Below are 21,502 nucleotides of genomic sequence, written 5' to 3' on the forward strand. Positions count from 1 at the left end.
TTTATTCTTCCATAAACGTGTGTATTTCATAGACATGTTTTTGTGTATTCCAGCGATATCGCCCAATCCAATTGATGCCTTGATCATAGTTTATTCCAGTACTGGCAAGCTCTACCTGACCCCATTGGCTCTCAGGAACTTTTGTCACTTCTTCGTAGGCATCTTCATCGATAATAATTTCATCGAGTGCATCGCGTTGATCATATCTAAAGCGATCGGAAAAATAGATTCCTATACGAATCTCTTCATGATTTTCTTCATCAATCTTCTGATTTAAAACAGTGTCAAATACATAATCTTTTGTCTGTCCTGTGAGGATATCTTCTGGATATGGATCTAGCTTTTGATGAATAATCCTTGTATTGCCTTGCTTAACTAAAAGATATACCGCATATTCATCTCGTATCGGGGCAAACCCTTGATTAGCGATTGTCATCCGGATGTTAAGGGCTCGACCGGGCTTTATACGTGCGGAGAGCGTTGCGTGTTCTAACGTTAAGCGGTAGCCTAAGTGGTTGTTGATATATTCTAGGGCATTTTCACCTTGATATGTTTGTTGTGCCCATTGATCAAGTACTTGCGTATTATAATAGTAGTTAAGATAGGATAGATGCAATGCATTAAACTCATCAACAGCATGCTCAATATCTGTATATTCACTTAGTGTCGGCATCTCTCCACCATTATAACCAAAGGCTAAGTGGGATGCCACCCAATCCAATTCTTCATCTCTAGAATACATTGGATCATCATATGTTCCATAGTCTATCCCATCGGCAAGCAACGCATCATTGTGAAACCCTAAGCGTTGTGTGTCAAGACCAAAATCCAAGGCATCCCTTAAAAAACGCGGTCGTCGAACACTCACTTTTATCTTTGGGTCTAAATGTGTCAGCCAAGCATATAGCAGTGCATTTCTATTATCTTCTTGCAAAGGATTCTCTTCAAGATATTGACTGTTGTGCCACTCCCCCCATGGACCGAACATCCCGGCTTGAACACTAACAACAATATCTTGATAATAATTGAGCACATCTCCAATCTGGTCGACATGTTCCAAGATAAGTTCTAGGGATTTTGGATCCTCATAATCTGCTGCATCATAACTATAGGCTGCTCGAAAAATAACTTGTTTGTTCTTTTCTCTAGCCGTATATAGCATATTATGAAGCTCCATAAGCTTATCTGCTGAAATCGCTTCAGATAGAAACTCACCTAGGTCATATGTCACTAAAAGCAGTTGGGGGTTCTCCTGCATATTCTCAACATAGTCACGGTTTGCTGTATCTACTTGGGCATAAAACCCTCTTGCCGGACCGATAACTGGTTGGTTATGCTCTTGAAACTCTAATGTCACTTTGGGTATATAATAATATGAAAACAATCCCCACCCTCCAAGCATAATAAAAACAGCTAATACTCCTGTAATAATTTTTTGGCCTATATTTTTTTTAGCTGCGTTGTCTCTCATGACCGCTCCTTCCTACAAGCATCCAGTTTGTTATACAAATCTACGGCTACATGCACACTGGACAAATATACTGTCGGAAAATAACGGTACAGCCATAACTGCCCTCGTCTTATGAGACTTAGCGCTTTTTTATCCGAAAATAGTTGATAAGCCTTCTTATAACTGCTTCGAATTTTTCGTTCATATGGATATGTCTTATCGGTTCCATATCGAAGCTGATATTGTGCAATCTGCAAATTTAACAAAAATCGATATGTGCTATATATTTCTAGTTCATTATCTTCCCATCGACGAAACCATCCTATCGCCTCTTTAAGCGCCATGAGTTTATCTAAGCGCTTTATCGAATAGCTTCCTGTCAAGCTGGTAGAACGCTGCAAATAATTAATCCAAGGTTCTCTAAGCACAACAACTTTATGACATTGATAAAAAATCTTATATGTTGTAAACTCATCTTCATGAATACGACCAACGGGAAACCGTAATGTCTTCCACAACTCTCGCCGGTAGAGTTTTCCCCAAGCAACAATCATCTGACTTTGACCATGATTTACAATATCAAGCGTAGCACTTCGCCCTGACTTTTCAATGGGCACACGCTTTATCGCTTGAGTTGTCGGTTTTTTCCCTTCAAAAAATTTTTCAAATCCACAGACGACAACATCCGCTTTTGATTTTTCCATCACCGTATATACCCGCTTTAGCGCTCCCTGTTTAAGTGAATCATCGCTATCAAGAAAGAAAACATACTCGCCCGTGGCATACTCTAGTCCTGCATTTCTGGCACCAGACAATCCCTGGTTTTTTTGATGAATCACGTGTATCCTTGAATCCGCTTTTGCATATGCATCACATCGCTTGCCACTGTTGTCTGTCGATCCATCATTAATCAAAATAAGCTCATACGCACTAAAAGACTGACTAAGTATGGATTCAATACAACTATCTATATACTTCATCACATTATATACCGGCACAATTATACTTATTTTGACCATAATTTCATTCCCCATTCTTTCATAATCTCCATTGCATTAGATTTTCTTAAGACCCATGCAAACCAAATGTTAATGATAAGTACACACAAAGCTGCCTTTAATCCAAAACCGATATAACTACTTCCATCTATCCATCCGGTTCCTAAAAAACATAGCCCTATTCCACTTATCGTCCATAGAGCGCCCTTCATCTGCTCTTTTAGATAACATCCTAATCCAAGATTCCCCAAGTATTTCATAACAATCTTAGCCTCATACCAATAAAAGGTTCCAACCGTTGAGAGCACCGTGGCAAATAGCACGCCAAAAAGTCCCCATATGCTTCCCATAATTATCGATAAAACCAGGTTAATGGCTGCTGCCAAAAACATGATATGCTTGACCTTTTCAAATAATCCCGCTGCATTTCTAAAGACACGAATCACATTACGATTACTCACCAAATAATAGTTCACTAAGATTACCACAACAATGGAAGGATTTAAGATAAGCTCCGGTCGCTTGAGCCAAAGACGGATAAAGTCTTGAACAAGTATTGCAAGACATGCCGTCGTAAATCCACTAATCCAAAAGCTAAAGTTTTGGGTTACGAAAAAGATTTTTTGCTGTTTTATAATAGGATCTCCTGCACTCAGATGACCAACACTTGCCGAGACAGCTCCAAAAAGTACTGCTACTAGACTCGTTACTCCCATAATGACAAACTCATAATTTGAATAGTATCCAACCCAAATCGTTCCAATCAATATCGAAATAATAATATTATCCGTCCCAGTCATCATCACACGTGCCATGCGATATTGTAGAACATCGATGATTTTTTTATGAATCTCTTTTTGCTCCTCAAGAACATAGGATATATTGGTCTCGGTTCTTAAAAATGGATACATTTTTTTTACCACATGCTCTATAAATCCACTAAACAAAAGACTCTTTAACAAAACTAGCGATAAATATAAAATATAATTTCCCGTCATCAATAGAACAATGATTTGTAAAATCAATGTTCCCCCATCAAAGATAAGTTCCATCAGATGAACTTTATATTTTCTTTGATCGGCTATAATCATATGCAGCTTATAACCAAATCGATTATTTATCAATACACTGATTAGATATAAGCTAAAAGCTAAGGATAAATGGGGCAACGCACTTTCCGTCTGAACCATTAAAGGAATGGCGAGTAAAAAAATCAACCCAAGACCGGACATCCATAGCGTCATACGCTTATAGAGCTTGGAAAAATAGTGATACAAAACTTGAAGCTTTTCAAGGTCATGATGTCGAATAGGTGCATATAAATAGTAAAGCATCACAGGTCCCATGCCATGTTCTGCAAAGGATAAGACGATAAACAAATTCGTAAACAAGCCGTTAACCCCGAGATACTCTGTTCCCAACGTACGAATAAAAATAGACTTGCCAATAAGGTTAAGTAGCAAAATAATTACTTGCACACTCAACCCCACTATAATATTACGACTTGAATTCATTCGCCTTGACTGTGAATTTAACGCTGTAGCTTTCATATATTCCCTCGTACTTTTCTATGCACATATCTACTAAGGACCGGACGCCCGATGATGAACATCCCACTCAATACATATTGCGCTTTAAACTTCGCCGTGAAGTAGAGCATACTATACATAAGGCTTTCTAACGGCTCTTGAACCTGCAGGCATGCCTTAATTGCCCCTGGCGTCTTTAACCATTGTCTAATAACTTTCATTGAAAAAAAACGGTTTAGTATATCATGGGTTGTATGTAAATGTACTCCATACATCTCCCATTCTTTAAACAAGGTCCATAACATTATACGAAACCCAAAAGGTATGGCTAAATCAATATTTTCATTTAGCACTTTTTTTTCATTTAAAAACGTAGCATAATTTATCAATACACTTCTTGCTCGCATGAAGATATCATCTTTTTGATTGGACGTCGATCCATCAACAATATTATACACATATACACCTTTATCTGTGACATAATACCTAGGAGCATAAGCCATCAGCTTTATATTAAACAAGCTATCTTCCATAAAGGCTTTTTTTTGTCGATTAAAGCGCACACCACATTTTTCTAAAAAAGTCCGTCGATAGATTTTTCCCCATACATAACCAAATCCACTTGTCGTCTTATATATGTGATAACGTTTTATCTCTTGGCGTGTTCCAAAGCGACAGATTCGTCCCTTCGGGCATGGTTGTATTCGATGTTTTTTTCCATGCACTTTGCGATCATATGCCCCCGATATAATATCATATGGAAAGTGTTTAAGGGGTTCCATTAGATATTCAAGAGCTTTTTTGGGCAACTGATCATCCGCATCAACAAAAGCAATAAATTCACCGCCGCAATACTTTATACCTATATTTCTCGCTTGACCTTGTCCATTGTTTTTTGTATGAATAACCCGGATTCTTGAATCTGTTTTAGCCAAAGCATCACAAATCTCTCCTGTTTTATCGGTCGAACCATCATTAATTAAGAGGATTTCAATAGATGTATACGATTGCTCGCGCAAGCTTTGTACACAGGATTTAATTTTTTTTTCTGCATTATACACAGGTACTATCAAGGAGATCATTCTCGTTTCCTTTCTAAATCACACCGGACGGTTAAGTAGTTTTTGAACTGCAATCAATGCTACACGATATCGATGACGAAGACGACGCAATATTGAGTTAATCCATGTTTTTTTTGTATGTTTTTGAATGGATAAGTCCACTTCCATCACCTTTTGTCCCTCTTTGGATAAAAGAAGGGTCAAAATTTCATCTGTCTCTTTCTTGGTATCTGCTGTATGTATTGATCCTTTCTCAAGTCCCATCTTTTCACGAAAGATTGCTTTTTGATGATTAAGTTCGCGAGCATCAATCCCTTCGACAACATATAGATGCACATATCCATGTTCTGCATAACATGCGTTTACTTTATCTTGGATACCCTGAAAGCCATTTTTATAATGTCCTATCCAGTGTTCTTGTTTATATATACTATAGATAAGAGCTTCCATTTGCCTGTGTGTAAACTTTTGTCGCATCTCAAAAACAATTTTTGCGCCAAGTGCTTCTAACTTTTGAGGAATCTCTTTTGCACTAGGATGTTTGACCGCCTTTGGCCAGACAAACCACAAACGTACATCGTCTTTGCGGATTGCATATTCTAAGACCATCTGATGCAGATACTCTTCATCCATACATCGGTGCCTAAAAAATTTCGCATCATAATTAACCGATAACGTTGGAAACCGTACCACATGTACCGGACAATTAAAATACCAAGCACAGGCTACACGATGAGCTCCATCAAGTAAGTGCATGTCTGCGTCAACGGGAATAAGAGATTCTTTTGGATCAAATCCTGATGTTCGGAAGGATTCAATCAATGCATCAAATGTTTCAAAATATTTTTCCAGCGAGTTTTTTTGTTGATTACCATATTCACTATACGTTCCATCGGTAAATGCTTCGATGTGTTTTGCATATAACTGACGCGCACGTTCAAGGTCTTGACCCTTTTGTTTACTCTCAATATATAAAATCTTGGGAATCAAATCCAAGCGTCCCGGAAGAACCAATTTTTTTGCCTCAATTTCAAAATATTCAAAAGGCGTCTGGGCATTAATGTTATTGTATTCTATAAAAAAAGGTGATAATCTCTGAAACAGCTCTTTTTGACTAGCCTTCATTGCCTTGCTCCTTTTTATAAATAACGGATTTTGGCACTTTTCCGATAATCCGCTCTATAATGGTTGTATTGCAAAAGATATGGGCATCAAAATGTTTTTCCATGTAGCGTAGACGGTAAAAACTAAAGCTCCAGCCAACCATGGCTCCGGCAAAAGCACCCAACCCATAGAGTCGGGATAGATTTTCCCTTGCCCAGTAGCTTCCAACCAGAACACTAATACAAAAAATCACTGCGGTCATCATTGCCCCTTTATTATCATTAAAATAGAACATAAAAATAATATTACAATACATGAGAAAAATAGCAAAATATGCGCCAATCAACGATGCATAGTTTCGAAGAACACTTCCCCCAAAACCAAAATCAGGTAGTACTGCCATAGCAATCAAAAAAAGAATTGTCGTTATAATCGCTTGTACAATGGCTAAGAAGCTGACCTGCTGAATTAATAAGCGAAACATCGCTTTTTTATCCTTTTGAATATCTTGCCAAGTTTTCCCGATAATCGACTCCATATATTTTTGGTAGCGGTCATGAAAATTGGTCTCAACAAGAACCGTGAAGATTACAATCATTGAAATATTACTAAACATAGCAAGCGTCGTTGCCATATCATAACTTTGCATTGTATAATAGCTTTTCGCAATAACCAAATGATTCGGATGTCCCCAAAAAACAAAATTATGGATATAGAGCCCCAAAATATAGAAAAAGTTGGTGAACAGCACTTGATATTGTTCTGTAAAATATCTTAAACAGTCAAAATATTTTTTGCTGTTTTGCTTAAAATGCTTACGCATATACGAAAATTCCAAAAAAGCAATCAGAAAAAATCCAAGCGTCACTCCATAAAGTATAGCATGAATCACCGGCTCTCCCAACCAAAAGAAAATCCAAGCCCCAACAAATGTCACTGCCATGCCCATGCCATAAAATAATGCAATAACTTTATAATCTTTGGTCGCCGACAGATAAATCATTGAAAAAAATGCAATAATCATAATCATAAAAAACGCATAGGTAACTGCCGCAAATATAGGGTCCACTCCTCCTACTACAATTAAGCGATATACAAAAGGTAGTGCAAGAAGTGCACCCAACAAAGTATTTAAAAAGACTCCCGTATAAAATGACGGTAGAATATCTTCATATTGGTCATCATATATTTTATCTGCAATATAACGCGACATAACTCCATTAAACGGAGCTGTAACCAAAAGAGCAAAAATAAATACATATAGAATTGTTGAGGACAGCAGTTCTCGCTCCGCATAGGAAACCGACGTCAATCCCAAGAAAAAGTACAATGCTATAATCGTCATGATAACAATAATTGTTGGTCCGACTGTTACAATGGAACTATAGGCAATACCTCCAATTAAGCTGGTGACACTTTCTTCTTTGAATATTTTTTTTAGTTCAAAACCAATTCCTGCCATCTTCTCACCTCTTTTCCTTATATCCTTGGCGCTGATTGTTTTTCAAATATAACTTATGATAGTTTTCAAAAACTTCATGATTCTGATAATTATTTTTTACGCGTTCATATCCATTACTACCCATGGTTTGACGAAGCTCCTGATCTTGAGCCAGTTCAACCATTGCATTCGCCATTGCTTCGATTCCCATGATAGGGACCACAGCTCCTGCCGGACCATAGTTATCATATAATCCAAGGACAAGATTGCGACAATCGCCCACATCGGTTGTTATAAACGGCTTTTTAGCAGCAAAACCTTCAAGAATAACTAAAGGTTGACCTTCACTTAAGCTACTTAAAACCATCATATCCATCTTGCCAAGGTATTCTTTAACGTTAATCTTTCCAGTAAAGATAACGTCTTCCACTTCAAGTTCTTGAACAAGTTGTCGGCACTTTTGTGCATATTCCTCGTTCTCCGTAAGCGGTCCCATAATCCATAGCTTAAGATTTTTAACTTGTGCTTTAGCCATACTAAACGCATGAATCATTGTCTTAATATCTTTGATTGGGGTTACCCGCACCACCGCACCGATATTGATAAAGGTATCTGCTGCCTCTTTGGGCACAAGATTATTAAACTGTTCTAAATGTACACCATTACTAATTACGTTAATCTTTTCAGAAGGACAACCAAGCTCCACCTGAAAATCTTTTGCTGCCTCAAAAAGAGCGGTAATATCATCCGCCATATCATAACTACACTGTGAAAATTTTTTAAACTGCTGAATCCATAGGTCTTTATAGAGTCCTCTAACCCATTTTGCCTTAATAATTTCTTCTTCACGCTCTCGTGTATAAATTCCATGCTCAGACACAATTAATGGTTTTTTGTGTATATATTTACATAGACTACCATAGACACCAGAATACCCTGTGGACATCGAATGATAGACATCGGCTTTTGTCGGCTTGTTTTTTAATAATAAAAACAAGGGCATATACATCGACCGCATCGTCCACAAAAAGTCTGAAAACACCGCTTTATCATGATGCGCTTCGTAGTATTCACGCGTCATTTCCAAAAAATCCGGTCCTGTCAGCAAACTATTGACCGATACTTTTTTCTTCTGAAAAAAGTCGAATAGACATGGCCAGTCAACCTCTTGTCCAAACATCAGGCTTCGAAAAGCTCTGTACTCTTGGGATGTAAGCTTAGGCTTTTGAAAAAAACCAGGGACATAATCTTTATCAAAAAGGTATAACTCCCGAACTTGACTAACATTGGGAGGAATCATATATTTAAATTCTTTTTTTTCATCACGGCGAACCGATAATGTCTCAATGATAAACTCTACATCATCAAGTTGTGTCATCATTTGCTGCATCCAGCTTGATACACCGCCTGTCAAGAAGGGGTATGCCCCTTCAACAATTAAGCAGATTCTCATAATTTTCTCCTGTTCCTTATATCAGCTACCTTACCAACTCAATTGTGGCATGCGGTTCATATACATCAATCTGATACGAATGGGCATCTATTTGGGACACATTGCCACCAATAACCTGAAGGATTTCTTTGTCTGTGCGAAGGATAAAGTGCATCTCACCTTGCCATCCTTCTATATAGACATCAATTTTATCTTCTTCATACTGTATCCATGGAATGGATTGTTGATATATTCTTAAGCGTTCTCCCAGTTTTTGAATATTAAGGGATGGCAGTTCTCCTAACGTTCTTAGATAACGGTCCATAAATTCGGCGTAGTCTTTTGATCGAATCATCCAGTGGTCCTTCGCCGTTTCAGGATAAAGTATTTTTTCCATATCCATATTATGTACTGCTAACCCAAAAGAAGTCGCGATTGAATAAAAAGCCATTTTGTCTGATTCTTGACTTCCCATTGTCTCATAAGTTATGGGGACTTCAACGATGCCTTCTTCTTCAAATACAGGTTTAATTCCGCCAAGCTCCCATGGCTTAAGAAGGGTTCGCATCTTTTGCTGGCTTGATGTCCATCCATCTAAAGGCTTGTCTTTGTCATCTACATATAATGCTGTTAACTCTTCTTGTCCCGTCACTTTTTGATATATCTCTTGTTCCTTGGTCAGATCGGTAAATGTCGCCAAGCCAATATAGCCGCCAAATTTTTGAAAATCACGATTATAATTTTTAATCAACTCACTTTGCATGATTGCCGCTTCATAATCTTCTTCGAAAAATCCAGCCGATAAAAAGGCACTTGGTATTACATCTCGTGATTGAGTGATACCTATAATATCCGGAATAATGATATCTTCTTGGACACTTAGCCCATCGCGTTGATAATTATCAAGCATCATCTTAGCATTTTCATTAAGAAGATAGGGTAATCCTACATAGGTATGAGCCATTCCACCCACAATCGGATAGAGATAGTCTGAATATATGTCCGTTTGGACTCCGGTAAGAACACCATAACCTGAATTACTCGACATTAACGCTCCATTAACAACATATATTTTTTGCCCTTTATAGGTGTTTCTCCATACAATAGGATTCCCCTTGCCATCATCCACAAATTGTTTGGCTGATGGCTGTAGACGTACTAAAGTATAAGGATAATCATCCACATCAAACTCTAATACACCACCTAAAAAAAAGTCCTCTAACGTCCGCAGCCGTTTTGTTGTCTCCTCTTTTTCAAGCGCATACACTCCGATTATTTGATTAAACTGGGTCTCTTTGATATCTTTTGCAAGCCCTAGTATAATCAAATCTCCGCCTTGTTCAACAAATCCTTCGATTTTATCCATCCATTGTTGATTAACCGCTATCTCTCCTGCCACTATCATGACGTCTGCCTCTGTCCATTTTTCTTGGTCTTGGGTCAATGAACGCACTTGGGTTAACGACAGATTTTCTAAAGCCAGTTGTTCCTTGATGCGCTCACATGCAGACAATTCTATGCCTTCTTCAATGATGACATACTGCAATTGGTTGATTGCATCGGCGCTTGGAATATCTATATCAACCGAATCAATAACTTGATATCCATCGATATCGCGAAAAATAAATATCCCAATATCAACAAGCGAAACCGAGACCATCATAATCATTGTGATAATTAAGAGGGTCATCACATAATATATATTTTTGATTTCCACATCTTTTTTCATCATTTTCGCTCTTTCCTTGCCTCAATGCTGGTTTCTTTCCACTGCCGTAAAATAATGCTCACCGTTGATAACGTAATAATAATCATATACTTTAACTGCTTGATATATCCACTGTGCATACTTTGACCTGTAGTACGCTCATGCATAATCGCCGGAATTTCTTTAATCACATATCCTTTTAAAAGCATTTGAATAATCATATTAATATCCGGATATCGATAATCAAACTGTCCATATCCTGAATAATAAGCAAATGTACGCCGATTTAATCCTTGAAGTCCTGAGGTTGGGTCTGTAATCGTTGTCCCGGTAATTTTTTGGATAATCCCTCGAAAAAAACGTATCACTACTTTTTTCAAACCTGAGGGACGAAAAGAAGACTGCTCACTTAAAAATCTTGAGCCGATGACAATATCCGGTCGTTCCTTTTCCTCCCCTTGAACCAAAGCCTCATATATATACTGTACATTTGCAATATCATGTTGTCCATCTGCATCTAGCTGAATAACGTAGTCATATCCTTTTTCATCTGCATATTTATATCCGGCCTGTATAGCCGAACCATATCCTCGGTTCATAATCAACGACATAAGTATTACATCATAGGATGCCACTACCTGTGTGGTATGGTCGCTTGACCCATCATCAACAACCAAAATATCCGCCATCTGGGGAATTGACGTTGTCATAATTGCATCAAGTACTTTGCAGATTGACGCCTCCTCATTATATGCCGGTATCAAAATCAATGCTCCTTTTCCCATCTTACTCTTCCCTTTCCCTACTGTTATAACCATAATCAATCGCAAAATTATATCTTGCATACTCGTCTTGCTTAATCTCATATACGATGAACTCATCATCCTCATAATAGATACGCACATCTTCCGGAAAATACGTTCTAAACTGTTGTGCCCAAAAATATGCTTTAGAGTTTAATGCATAACGATAAGACTGATAATAGTCATTGTACTCAAGTCCTTGCTCTAGTTCTTCAAGTGCCCCTTGATGGCTTACCGGTTTTCGACGCGTAATTCCTTCTTGGGATTCTAAAAATCGAAAACCATAATCTACCAGCGGTTTTTTCTCAATGTAGAGATAGACCCGCTCTCCCGGAATCTCTAATTGTTTATTCGGTGTCCACTGTTCCTGCTCAAGAATAAATTTTGCCAATTCATAGTGGTAGCCATCATTCATCACAACACTAATATTATTAACCGGTGCAATAATTGTCCATGTCCTTGGGCTAGCCTCTTGGATAAGTTGACGGTTCACTTCCATAGCTCCCTTAGGTTGAAAATAATAAAAGGGAAGTTTGGGTTGCACCACTTCATAATCCATCCCCATCACTACGACCACCGGAATACATGCCAAGACAGCAACATAAAACAAAAGCTTTTGATTCCAACGTTTGGTCCATTGATAAAACAATTCTATTGGCCATGCAAAGACCATCGGACTAAAATAAGCAATAAAAATGCTGACGCGCTTAATTTCCATAAGTGTCGGCAATTGAAGCGCTCGAAGGATTGTCAAAAACATCAATAAACCATATCCCGCCAATATTGCGACAAGCATGCGATAACGCTCCTTTTTGGATTGAAGATACAACCCGCCATAGATGACAATTCCCAGAATAACCAGCAATGCAATGACCCGTCCAAACCAAAGCTGTTGCACAACATGCTTTTGCCAATCCCTTCTTGCTTGCCTTAAAAAAAACTGCCACGAAAGCGCTTCTTCTGCATTCTCGTCTTCTGCATTCTCCTCTTGCTCAGTCTCATCAGATAGACCTTCATCTTCAGTTTCATTCGCATACTCATCTCCGCGAATGATGCGAACAGCCCATTCCATGGATTGCTCCATTGGATAGCCCATTGCTCCACCTGCGATTAAAGGAGATAAGGCAAGTATGCTCATCATGAGACCTACCCCTATCAATGGAAGTACTAGCCTTTTTTTAAAGATGGTTATCAAATATATTAACCCTACACCTAAGCAAAGAAATGCTGCAATAATTGTTAGATAAAAGTGAAAGCTCAGTGTCAGTCCAAAACTTATCCCCCAAAAATAGAGCGATGTTTTTCGTTTTTCCTTAATATAGTGCAGAAGGAAAAAAAGCATTGGAACAAACGTAAGCATCCCATACTCTTGAGGGATGGCAAATTGGAACCGATAGATTGCTTCAACATCAAAGATATTGATTACTGAATAGATGGTCAATCCTGTTGCAATAGCGATAGTTGAAGAAAATATTTTTCGAAGTCCAAAATATAAAACAGCAAGAACAACCACACGGGTAAAGACGCCAAAGCTTCCTATAATCTGCACAGCATCTAATCCTGTAAAGACCCCAAGCGCACCAATAATCTGGTGAAATCCATGTGGATACAATCCCGATGGAAAGATATTGCCTTCTAGCAAAGATTGAACCCAATATAGGTGAATCTCTTCATCTGGTGCACCATAGCTTACAAACTTTAATCGATTATAGCCAAAAAAATATATATTATAGGCTATAATCCCTAAAAACATAATTTTATCTCCTGGACGTTGCCAGAATGTCCATCGAATACATCGCTTTACATTCTGTCCCATCCATTCAATAGTTCGGTGAATAAATAATCGGACTCCATAGCGCCCTTCAAACAGATGATGTATGGATTCCATCCAGTGCACCATCTGAGTATGTAGTCCTTCTCTATCCAAGAGCCAACGTATGCCAAACCCTGAAAGCAAAAGACCTATCAATAAACTTGCTCGATTAAACCAGCCTATAAAAGACAATATATAACCGACATGAATCAGTACTGCATTTCCTCCAATCAGATACATAAAGAAGTTATACCCTTTGTCATTAGAACGCTTTAGGCTTTGGAATATAAAAGCGCCCCAACCGATGACAAGTAATATGTATGCGATGGATAGTTGTATAAATTCCCATATCATTGGTATGTACACCGGATATTTCCCCCTTATAAAAATTATTGAAAAAATCGTACCAAATCAAGAAGCTCCTGATCTAACACAACCTCTGAAGCTTTTAGTCGATCTAGCACCTCTTTAAAATGTGTTTTGTCTGCCTCATAATAATATAATAGCTCTGCCTTGTAAGTGTCTATCTCTTCGGGAAAAGCTTCTCGCGCTCGTTCTACCCATACTTTTGCTTGTTCTGTTTCTTGGTTTTCAAGAAGCAGATGAACTATCTGCTGATACCATTCACACTCCATAATGTGGACATGCTGTTGATGAAGGATTCCAAGAACAGCCGCATAATGTTGCAGAAAGCGGCGGTGTTCATCTTTGGACAAAATCTTTTGTACAAGATATGGGTACACATAGTCTCTATATTCCTTGGCTAGATGGGCATCTTCTTTCATGTTCATACATGCCTGATACATCTTTATTTCCTGTGCCACAAATGCTTCAACCACTTCTGAAATAGCAGATGCCGCATAATGAGACACTTCACTATCTTCATGGCTTACTGCACTCAAAATAGATGCCAAGGCAGTTTGACGCTCATTTTTGAGCACATCTAGCAAAAGTTGTCGGATGCTGTGCTTGTCTGAAACCAGTAGTGCCTCTTCAAAAGGCACTACATCCATGGCCGCATGCACATTAGGCTTTGACAATACTTGAATACGTTCTTTACTCAAACTTAGTTCATGGCGATCTAGTTCATCTGCCCTTCGCTTATAAACCACTGCATATACTACCCATGAAAAGAATAAATACAAAGGCGCAACAATAGGACATACTAAAATGAATAGACTTGTCACCACACCTTTGGCTCCATCTTTTTTTATAATCCAAAGTGCCAAATTCGCTATAGCAACACTTCCATTAATGACTAATAATATTATAATTTGATGCATACCTTCATAATTAGCCCACATGTGTATTCACTCCCGTTTGCACTTCAATGCCTTTATCTGCCAAACGCCGTACAACATACTGTGCTTCTTCTTCATTTGTGTTCGTCAACAAAACGGCAATATGTCCAAATGCTTGACGTCCAATATAATCTGTATCACGTACTGAGCTTTTTAAATGCCCAATCGCCTGTTGCTCATTCTCAACAGACTTTAATCGTAAAACCGTATAATCCACAACGTTTTCTTGCTCTCCATACATATATAGTTCGATGACTTTTGCAAAGGCATCTTCTTCTAATATACCCATTTCATCAAAGTTGACTGCCATGTTAATACTTTCCATATATTCATTGGCACGACTTAATGAACTTCCAATCAGACGGCAAAGAATGCCAAAGTTATTTTTGTCATAAAGAGTTGTACTTGCAAAAGGTAAGCTCCAAACCACAATCACCGACTGTAGCTTTCCTTCTAAGTAAGCTCCTCCAACCATCATCGGCAGTGTTTCGTCCAACTTTGTGTTGATATAGATCTCTGAATGCATAAGCTTATCATAAATCATTGAATAGTCGCTAAGACGAAGTGTCTTTCCAAATTGCTGCGCTTTTTTTGATGTCGCAGAGGTTAATCGGCAATACTGTGACTGTTCATTAAAGCTATAGATGGCAACATCTTGGGACTTCATTGTATCGCCAACAGCTTTGACCGCTTTAAACACCACTTTTTCCGGCTCAATAACATCAAAGCGTGAAACCAAATCATAAATCCGTGCAAAACTGTCACGATAGTTTAACAAACGATTTTCATATGCGTCTTTAATCTGTACATTGCTATCATTAATAGTTTTAAGCGCATCAATTTCTAACTGTAGATATTCCAAATCATCCTTATGATCCGCATCTTTTCGTCGATATTTTTCTTTTAGATATCCAACCAAGGCACCAATCACAAAAATCTGAATAATCCAAAGATAAATCTCATCGCCTTCAAACCTAATATAAGTACTGTCCGTCGCCAAATGCATATATAATCTTCCTACCGTACTAAATGCGACTGCAAATATTCCTTGCAGATATCCATAGATGACAGCTGTCACCAGCACATATAACATATACACATCAATCGTTTCATGAAAATCAAATCCACTTGTTGCAAAAATAAAAATTTGCACCAAAAGGAAAAAAGCAACATTTTCTAAAAACTGATGTAGATTGCCTCGCTGATCCATACGAACCCGCTTTTTATTAGAAGATGAACTTTCATTGTCTTTAATCGTATTGTGACGGTGCAACTTTATTTGTCCAACAAGTTTTGGCAATACGTCTTTTGGCTGATACTTTTCATAATACTTAGGCACTTCATGAAATGATTGCATAAATATCTTTGGCGGCTGTTCAGCCATCGCTTCATCCGAGCGTTTATCTTCTTCGGGTTCAACGGTTTCGCCCATCCATTCAAGCACTTGGATACCTGTATACCCATAAGTATTCTTAGGCGCCACATGGTATATCACCTGCTCTTTTGGCTGCATCGTAATTAATTGATAGATGTAATCTGTTGCATCATCTGTATATATTAGGGGATAGTATTGATTCAGATAAGGACCTTCGAAGTCTTGAAAATTAAGATTAAGCATAATGTCCTTTTGATAGATGCCATACAACTCTCCCAACCGCACAATAGCAAGACGTTCTGACTGTGCATTATAATAGCTTTGGCATACTTTTTCTCCGGCAAGTACGCCAACGGCATGGGAAGATTGTGCATATGGTACGGTAGTTTCATCAATGGTATATTGTCCCTCTTTTTCATAAACCCCAAGTGTCGACAAATACACAAAAGGGATTGCTCCTTGATTCAAGCATTGATGGACGACATTGGTCAATCCTGCCATGCCTTTTGCCATACCCTTTGTCTCTTGTTCCTTCATATGCCATGCATCTAACATACCTTTGTAGATGACAACATCCGGCTGAACCGTTTGAATCACTTGTTCAATACTCTCACTATCAAAAGGGAAGATATATTCTTGAAAAACCTGTCTCGGTGCTTTTTGCCGTTTTTCACGATTTCCCGTCACGACAAATACTTGATGACCTTCTTTTTGCATTCGGGAAATAATACTTTTCCCAAATACATCATAATTGCTAAATAGAAGTATTTTCATTGTTGTCACCTTCTTTCTTTAGCGCATTCAATTCTGCTCTTAGTTCTTGATTATCGCGTTTTAGCAGTGCTACCTGAATAAAAAGCTCATTGAGTTGATTATTCTGAACACTGGTTACAATCGTATTTTTTAGAACGATAAATAGAATTCCAATCACCAAAAAGAGCAAAAAAATGGAAGGTGGATACCAGATACCTAGTTGCTTGGCAACCCAATTAATTATTCCAGGAAAAAAACCTAAAATAATTGCAATTCCACCCATAAAAAGCCACAATACGGATTGTGACTCTGTCATTTTTCGATTAACGATTTGCATTAAGATATAAATAATTAAAGTAACTCCCACTACAATTGAACCAACATTGACCCAAATACTCATCTCTCATCCTCCACAACGGCTGTCTCTATATTGTAATAAAGTGATGTTTTTTATCTTATCCTATTATATCTTTATTCTTCTTTAAATACAAATATATTTTTAAGTTGGATATAGAACAAAAGACCTGTTGTGATTGCCGCTATAATATCTGCAATGGGCTCTGCCAAAAATACAGCATTAACTTTATTATCCATAAATAGCGGCAAAATATAAATTAGCGGAATCAAAAGTATAATTTTACGTAAAAGCGCAAGAAAAACCGATGTCTTTGCATTCCCTAAGGCAATAAATGTCTGTTGACAGCTCACTTGAATTCCAAAGAGCAACGTTCCCGCCATGTAAATACGCATGGATTTTATTGTCAGTTCGATAAGCTCACTATCTTTTGTAAACATTTTGGCAAAAAGTTGCGGTACTCCCATCGCTAAAAGCCACAAGGTTGCTGAATATATAACGGATACCTTTAACAATAAGAAAAACGCTTTTTTGACACGCTCGTAATTTCCTGCTCCATAGTTAAAGCTAATAATGGGGGTTGCACCTTGAGTTAATCCAAAAAGCGGCAACATGGAAAATTGCATCACACTTAGTAAAATCGTCATCGTCCCCACAGCAATATCTCCACCATATTTTAATAGAGACGTATTAAAGACAACCGCTAGCAAGCTTTCTGTTGCCTGCATGATAAAAGGAGATAATCCCAGTACTAAACATGGACCTAGCACTTTCAAATCAAGACGCATATTTTTTAGTCGAATGTGTAAGATTGTCTTCTTACTTGTCAAGAACCACACAACCCATATTGCCGATACTCCCTGAGAGATAATGGTTGCAAGTGCCGCTCCTTGAACCCCCATGTCAAAACCAAAAATAAAAATCGGGTCCAAGATAATGTTTAAGATGGCTCCAATTAATACTGTAATCATGCTCATCTTAGAAAAGCCTTGTGCTGTAATAAAAAAGTTCAATCCCAATGCAAATTGAACAAAAATTGTTCCTATTGCATATATTCTTAAGTAGGCAACTGCATAACCAATTGTGTTTTCACTAGCGCCAAAAGCCATAAGAATGTCCTGTGCAAAGATAAGAAGAATGGCTGTCAACGTTATCGATATAATGGCTAATGCCGTCGTACAGTTTCCAAGTATTTTTTCTGCCGCATCCTTATCCCCTTTACCTAACATGATTGATGCCCTCGGGGCGCCCCCCATACTAACAAGTGCGGCAAAGGCAGATACAATTAAAATAATCGGCATGGTTACCCCTAGAGCAGTCAACGCTGTGGCGCCTACTACAGGGATATGCCCAATGTACACTCGATCGACTAGGTTATATAGTAGGTTAATAATTTGTGCTGCAATGGTCGGTATGGCCATCTTAAATAATAACTTATTGATATTTTCATATCCTAATTCATTTTGTTGTTGAGTATTCATGATCTTTTCCTCTCGCTATTTAAGTGTCTGTGTAATATTCGTATACATTTTGTCTAAGGCTGATTCAATGACACGATATTCATGCTCTGTAATTCCATGCGTCAACTGATCAAAAAAATCTTTTTGCACTTTTTTTAGCTGTTGCACTATGGGCATTGCCGTCTCTTCCAAAGTTAAGTGTATACAACGCTTATCTTTTTGATCCACTTGATAAGCAATAAACGCCTTTTGATATAATCCATCAACAGATTTAGATATCATCGATTTAGACATCGCTCGATACTTTGCAATATCACCTGCTGTATCGAATTGTTTATTATTATATAAAAACAATAAAATATCCGCTTCACTTTGTGTCAATTCCAGCTCTCGTATAATTGGGTAAAACATCTTATCATAGGCTTTTTTCATTTTCCAATTAAAAATGAGAAATATACTGTTTTTATTGTCAAATAATTCTTTTTCCATAGACACTTCCTCTCTAATAATAGTTCAATATTGAACTATATTACCACGCTCTTATTTTGAAATCAAGGACTTTTCAATAGAAAAAAAGAGGCTACGCCTCTTTTAATAATTTATTCTCTATACTGTTGTGGTCCCGGGGCCTTAACGACAATAAGTTCAAGCACCTCTTCATCTGTATTTTGCACATGCATTTTAATATTATATGGGATCTCTATTAAGCTCCCCTTAGGATATTGCTGTTGTGCTTGTTCTCCTAAACTTAAACTTAGCCGCCCCCGTATGACATTCATATATACATTGGAATTAGAATAATGTTCCGGCAAGCCCTCTCCTTGGTTAAAAACCATGTGAATATAATTGATATGATCATTCATTATCAGCTTTTCTACTACTTTTTCATTACCCGTGCTATACTTATGTACTTTTTCAATCATTGATATTCCTCACTTTCTAGATTCATGACTTCATTTTCCAATCCTTATTAAGGATTGTATCTGTTCTATATATATTATATACTTTTCCTATTGGAGGTGTTTTACTATGTCAAATTCAAATGCAATCCCCCCTTATCCAACAATCCTTGATGAATTGCCCCCTCAACTTGTCGCAGACTATATTGCTCAAGGGCTCTTCAAGCGTCAGTCCTTTGCCAAAAATACATTACTGCATATTGAAGAGGAGTTCTGTCAACAGATAGAGATTATCCTTGAGGGCGATATTGTTATTGAACGTATTGGTGAAGCAGGTGACCTTATGACCGTCAATCATTTTCATCAAGGGGATATCATCGGCGCCAATCTCATTTTTTCTAGTACCGATGCGTATCCGATGACAATCACAGCCAAAAAGAACTCTCAGGTCATAACCATTCAAAAGGATATCCTTTTTGAATTATGTAATAGCTATCCTCGTTTTCTCATGGCATTTATTCGAATTATCTCGGATCTTTCTGTCCTTATCGCCACTAAGATGAAAAATCGAATTACCCGTACAATCCGACAAAGCATCATTACATATATCAATCGACAATATCAGCTTCAAGGTACAACGACTCTACGTCTTACCATGTCCAAAAAAGCTTTAGCCGAAATGTTTGGTGTGAGCCGCACCTCCCTTTCAAGAGAATTACAAAAGATGGCTGATGAAGGTCTTATAACCTACGATGCACGATCGATTGTTGTGCTCAATCAGGCTCTTATTCAAGAGCATCATTAAGAACAATCGCCTTAGGCGGGCACTGTTGTACTATGTTTTTGAGTAACGCTTGTTCTTGGCTGTTGAGTTCTTCCCATAAAAGCTTTGGACTGCGAACGATAGCTTTTTTAGCTTCCATTGCAAAAACACTAGGAAGTTTTTTTGCACACGCACTGCATCCAATACAGTATTCCTTTTTTACACAAATACTCTGACATGGTTCATCGGCTTCATCTTGAATCTTAATGTGCATCCATTCCATTAATAATCCCATAAGAAAAATTAGAATAACCGTGAGCCCCCAGCGCACAGCCATAAACTCAGGACCTAAAAATTTTGCCTCATTGGCAAGCATCGGCACCTTAATTACTGCCCATGCGCTTAGAATGACCACGACATTTCCAATACTTGCGCCTTTTTTATGTAGGGTCTTAGCAATAGGAAAAGCTGCATAAATCGGTCCTGCTGATAAACTTCCAAACGCAAGCGCCAAAAGTGCCCCCATGATGCCGGAGCGTTTTCCCAAACGTTTAACGATCCATTCTTTGGGAATCAACACTTCAATGGCTACTGTCAACATAAAAATCACAGGCAAAATCTGGACCATCTCCACAAGATAGTAAGAACTATTTTGTAATGCTATACTTGCCAAATCTTTTCTCAGCAACAGCATTAGGAGATAACTTGGCCCTATAACTGTCAGCAACTTGTTTTTTTTCATCACATTAATCATGACAAAATCCCTCCCATCATTACGGCAATCAAGATTGCAGCTGCAAAGCTTAGTCCGTTGCGTGTAAGTGCAAACCGGGTACCAAACTCTTTTTTCTCCAGAGGGAATGTCACAACGCCCACCATGGTTAACGTTGTTAAAAATGCAACTCCGGGAACAATACTAGCTCCTGCATCAACCAAAGACCCAACCAGTGGAAATGCCACAAATGCAGGAATCAATGTGACACTTCCCACAAGGGCTGCTACAAAAGATGAAACCCATACATTCCCTGAACCTAAAACACGTTCAATCGTTTCTGGCGGAATAAAGCTTAGGATGGCTCCAATCATAAAAATGATGGCCACAATATCTCCTAACATATTTTGCATCATACCTCGTGAATTTTTCATCGCCTGCTTGGCTTGTTCTTTGTCTTTTTTTATCGCAAGGATAAAGACGATAATACCAAGAATCCAAAAACCTAGTGTGAATATATCCATGCTTTTTTCTCCTTCCAACTA

Annotated in this window: 19 protein-coding genes; 1 reads left to right on the forward strand and 18 read right to left on the reverse strand. The window is 38.0% G+C overall.

The genetic code is table 11. The annotated features are described in order from the left end of the window. Position 1: 1 nt before the first annotated feature. From QBE53_14305 to QBE53_14380, 16 genes are all read right to left on the reverse strand, one after another. A complete protein-coding gene (locus QBE53_14305; protein ID WZL80957.1) occupies positions 2–1,471 on the reverse strand; it encodes a DUF4832 domain-containing protein in 1,470 nt (489 codons plus the stop codon). Then, positions 1,468–2,484, reverse strand: coding sequence for a glycosyltransferase family 2 protein (locus QBE53_14310; GenBank protein WZL80958.1), 1,017 nt, complete (start codon positions 2,482–2,484; stop codon positions 1,468–1,470). Before QBE53_14310 ends, QBE53_14305 begins: the two co-directional genes overlap by 4 nt. Next, positions 2,457–3,998, reverse strand: a complete 1,542-nt coding sequence (locus tag QBE53_14315; protein ID WZL80959.1) for a hypothetical protein — start codon at positions 3,996–3,998, stop codon at positions 2,457–2,459. Before QBE53_14315 ends, QBE53_14310 begins: the two co-directional genes overlap by 28 nt. After that, complete coding sequence (locus QBE53_14320) at positions 3,995–5,059, reverse strand: glycosyltransferase family 2 protein (protein ID WZL80960.1); 1,065 nt, start codon at positions 5,057–5,059, stop codon at positions 3,995–3,997. Before QBE53_14320 ends, QBE53_14315 begins: the two co-directional genes overlap by 4 nt. A gap of 18 nt (positions 5,060–5,077) precedes the next feature. After that, positions 5,078–6,163, reverse strand: coding sequence for a hypothetical protein (locus QBE53_14325; GenBank protein ID WZL80961.1), 1,086 nt, complete (start codon positions 6,161–6,163; stop codon positions 5,078–5,080). Further along, complete coding sequence (pelG, locus tag QBE53_14330; GenBank protein ID WZL80962.1) at positions 6,153–7,604, reverse strand: exopolysaccharide Pel transporter PelG; 1,452 nt, start codon at positions 7,602–7,604, stop codon at positions 6,153–6,155. Before pelG ends, QBE53_14325 begins: the two co-directional genes overlap by 11 nt. A gap of 4 nt (positions 7,605–7,608) precedes the next feature. Further along, complete coding sequence (gene pelF / locus QBE53_14335; GenBank protein WZL80963.1) at positions 7,609–9,036, reverse strand: GT4 family glycosyltransferase PelF; 1,428 nt, start codon at positions 9,034–9,036, stop codon at positions 7,609–7,611. Between the two features lie 25 nt (positions 9,037–9,061). Further along, positions 9,062–10,747 carry a hypothetical protein gene (locus QBE53_14340; protein ID WZL80964.1) on the reverse strand — a complete coding sequence of 562 codons (1,686 nt, stop codon included), beginning with the start codon at positions 10,745–10,747 and terminating at the stop codon, positions 9,062–9,064. Continuing rightward, the gene (locus tag QBE53_14345) at positions 10,744–11,508 is read right to left on the reverse strand and encodes a glycosyltransferase family 2 protein (protein WZL80965.1); all 765 of its coding nucleotides are present in this window, start codon (positions 11,506–11,508) and stop codon (positions 10,744–10,746) included. Before QBE53_14345 ends, QBE53_14340 begins: the two co-directional genes overlap by 4 nt. Before the next feature lies 1 nt (position 11,509). Then, positions 11,510–13,705 carry a hypothetical protein gene (locus QBE53_14350; GenBank protein ID WZL80966.1) on the reverse strand — a complete coding sequence of 732 codons (2,196 nt, stop codon included), beginning with the start codon at positions 13,703–13,705 and terminating at the stop codon, positions 11,510–11,512. Positions 13,706–13,728: 23 nt separating this feature from the next. Continuing rightward, complete coding sequence (locus QBE53_14355) at positions 13,729–14,643, reverse strand: hypothetical protein (GenBank protein ID WZL80967.1); 915 nt, start codon at positions 14,641–14,643, stop codon at positions 13,729–13,731. Then, positions 14,633–16,789 carry an NAD(P)-dependent oxidoreductase gene (locus tag QBE53_14360; GenBank protein ID WZL80968.1) on the reverse strand — a complete coding sequence of 719 codons (2,157 nt, stop codon included), beginning with the start codon at positions 16,787–16,789 and terminating at the stop codon, positions 14,633–14,635. The genes QBE53_14355 and QBE53_14360 overlap by 11 nt, the downstream gene beginning before the upstream one ends. Continuing rightward, positions 16,770–17,168 carry a DUF2304 domain-containing protein gene (locus QBE53_14365; protein ID WZL80969.1) on the reverse strand — a complete coding sequence of 133 codons (399 nt, stop codon included), beginning with the start codon at positions 17,166–17,168 and terminating at the stop codon, positions 16,770–16,772. The genes QBE53_14360 and QBE53_14365 overlap by 20 nt, the downstream gene beginning before the upstream one ends. 71 nt (positions 17,169–17,239) lie before the next feature. Further along, positions 17,240–18,604, reverse strand: a complete 1,365-nt coding sequence (locus tag QBE53_14370; GenBank protein ID WZL80970.1) for an MATE family efflux transporter — start codon at positions 18,602–18,604, stop codon at positions 17,240–17,242. 15 nt (positions 18,605–18,619) lie between these two features. Next, positions 18,620–19,072: a MarR family transcriptional regulator gene (locus QBE53_14375; protein ID WZL80971.1), complete on the reverse strand. Its 453-nt coding sequence runs from the start codon at positions 19,070–19,072 to the stop codon at positions 18,620–18,622. 110 nt (positions 19,073–19,182) lie between these two features. Next, positions 19,183–19,506, reverse strand: coding sequence for a cupin domain-containing protein (locus QBE53_14380; protein WZL80972.1), 324 nt, complete (start codon positions 19,504–19,506; stop codon positions 19,183–19,185). A 106-nt stretch (positions 19,507–19,612) separates the two neighbouring features. Here QBE53_14380 and QBE53_14385 point away from each other — a divergent pair, with 106 nt between their 5' ends. After that, positions 19,613–20,287, forward strand: a complete 675-nt coding sequence (locus tag QBE53_14385) for a Crp/Fnr family transcriptional regulator (GenBank protein WZL80973.1) — start codon at positions 19,613–19,615, stop codon at positions 20,285–20,287. Here QBE53_14385 and QBE53_14390 read toward each other — a convergent pair. Both QBE53_14390 and QBE53_14395 read right to left on the reverse strand, forming a co-directional pair. Continuing rightward, on the reverse strand, positions 20,268–20,999 hold the full coding sequence (locus tag QBE53_14390; protein WZL80974.1) for a permease: 732 nt from the start codon (positions 20,997–20,999) through the stop codon (positions 20,268–20,270). The genes QBE53_14385 and QBE53_14390 overlap by 20 nt on opposite strands. Further along, positions 20,996–21,481 carry a permease gene (locus tag QBE53_14395; protein WZL80975.1) on the reverse strand — a complete coding sequence of 162 codons (486 nt, stop codon included), beginning with the start codon at positions 21,479–21,481 and terminating at the stop codon, positions 20,996–20,998. The genes QBE53_14390 and QBE53_14395 overlap by 4 nt, the downstream gene beginning before the upstream one ends. Between the last annotated feature and the right edge of the window lie 21 nt (positions 21,482–21,502).

Source organism: Vallitaleaceae bacterium 9-2, from assembly GCA_038396585.1.
GTDB lineage: Bacteria > Bacillota > Clostridia > Lachnospirales > Vallitaleaceae > UBA1351.

Excerpts from the sequence above, each read along its gene's own strand:
- QBE53_14305 (WZL80957.1), bottom strand. The coding sequence starts at position 1,471 with ATGAGAGACAACGCAGCTAAAAAAAATATAGGCCAAAAAATTATTACA.
- QBE53_14310 (WZL80958.1), bottom strand. The coding sequence starts at position 2,484 with ATGGGGAATGAAATTATGGTCAAAATAAGTATAATTGTGCCGGTATAT.
- QBE53_14315 (WZL80959.1), bottom strand. The coding sequence starts at position 3,998 with ATGAAAGCTACAGCGTTAAATTCACAGTCAAGGCGAATGAATTCAAGT.
- QBE53_14320 (WZL80960.1), bottom strand. The coding sequence starts at position 5,059 with ATGATCTCCTTGATAGTACCTGTGTATAATGCAGAAAAAAAAATTAAA.
- QBE53_14325 (WZL80961.1), bottom strand. The coding sequence starts at position 6,163 with ATGAAGGCTAGTCAAAAAGAGCTGTTTCAGAGATTATCACCTTTTTTT.
- pelG (WZL80962.1), bottom strand. The coding sequence starts at position 7,604 with ATGGCAGGAATTGGTTTTGAACTAAAAAAAATATTCAAAGAAGAAAGT.
- pelF (WZL80963.1), bottom strand. The coding sequence starts at position 9,036 with ATGAGAATCTGCTTAATTGTTGAAGGGGCATACCCCTTCTTGACAGGC.
- QBE53_14340 (WZL80964.1), bottom strand. The coding sequence starts at position 10,747 with ATGATGAAAAAAGATGTGGAAATCAAAAATATATATTATGTGATGACC.
- QBE53_14345 (WZL80965.1), bottom strand. The coding sequence starts at position 11,508 with ATGGGAAAAGGAGCATTGATTTTGATACCGGCATATAATGAGGAGGCG.
- QBE53_14355 (WZL80967.1), bottom strand. The coding sequence starts at position 14,643 with ATGTGGGCTAATTATGAAGGTATGCATCAAATTATAATATTATTAGTC.
- QBE53_14360 (WZL80968.1), bottom strand. The coding sequence starts at position 16,789 with ATGAAAATACTTCTATTTAGCAATTATGATGTATTTGGGAAAAGTATT.
- QBE53_14365 (WZL80969.1), bottom strand. The coding sequence starts at position 17,168 with ATGAGTATTTGGGTCAATGTTGGTTCAATTGTAGTGGGAGTTACTTTA.
- QBE53_14370 (WZL80970.1), bottom strand. The coding sequence starts at position 18,604 with ATGAATACTCAACAACAAAATGAATTAGGATATGAAAATATCAATAAG.
- QBE53_14375 (WZL80971.1), bottom strand. The coding sequence starts at position 19,072 with ATGGAAAAAGAATTATTTGACAATAAAAACAGTATATTTCTCATTTTT.
- QBE53_14380 (WZL80972.1), bottom strand. The coding sequence starts at position 19,506 with ATGATTGAAAAAGTACATAAGTATAGCACGGGTAATGAAAAAGTAGTA.
- QBE53_14385 (WZL80973.1), top strand. The coding sequence starts at position 19,613 with ATGTCAAATTCAAATGCAATCCCCCCTTATCCAACAATCCTTGATGAA.
- QBE53_14390 (WZL80974.1), bottom strand. The coding sequence starts at position 20,999 with ATGATTAATGTGATGAAAAAAAACAAGTTGCTGACAGTTATAGGGCCA.
- QBE53_14395 (WZL80975.1), bottom strand. The coding sequence starts at position 21,481 with ATGGATATATTCACACTAGGTTTTTGGATTCTTGGTATTATCGTCTTT.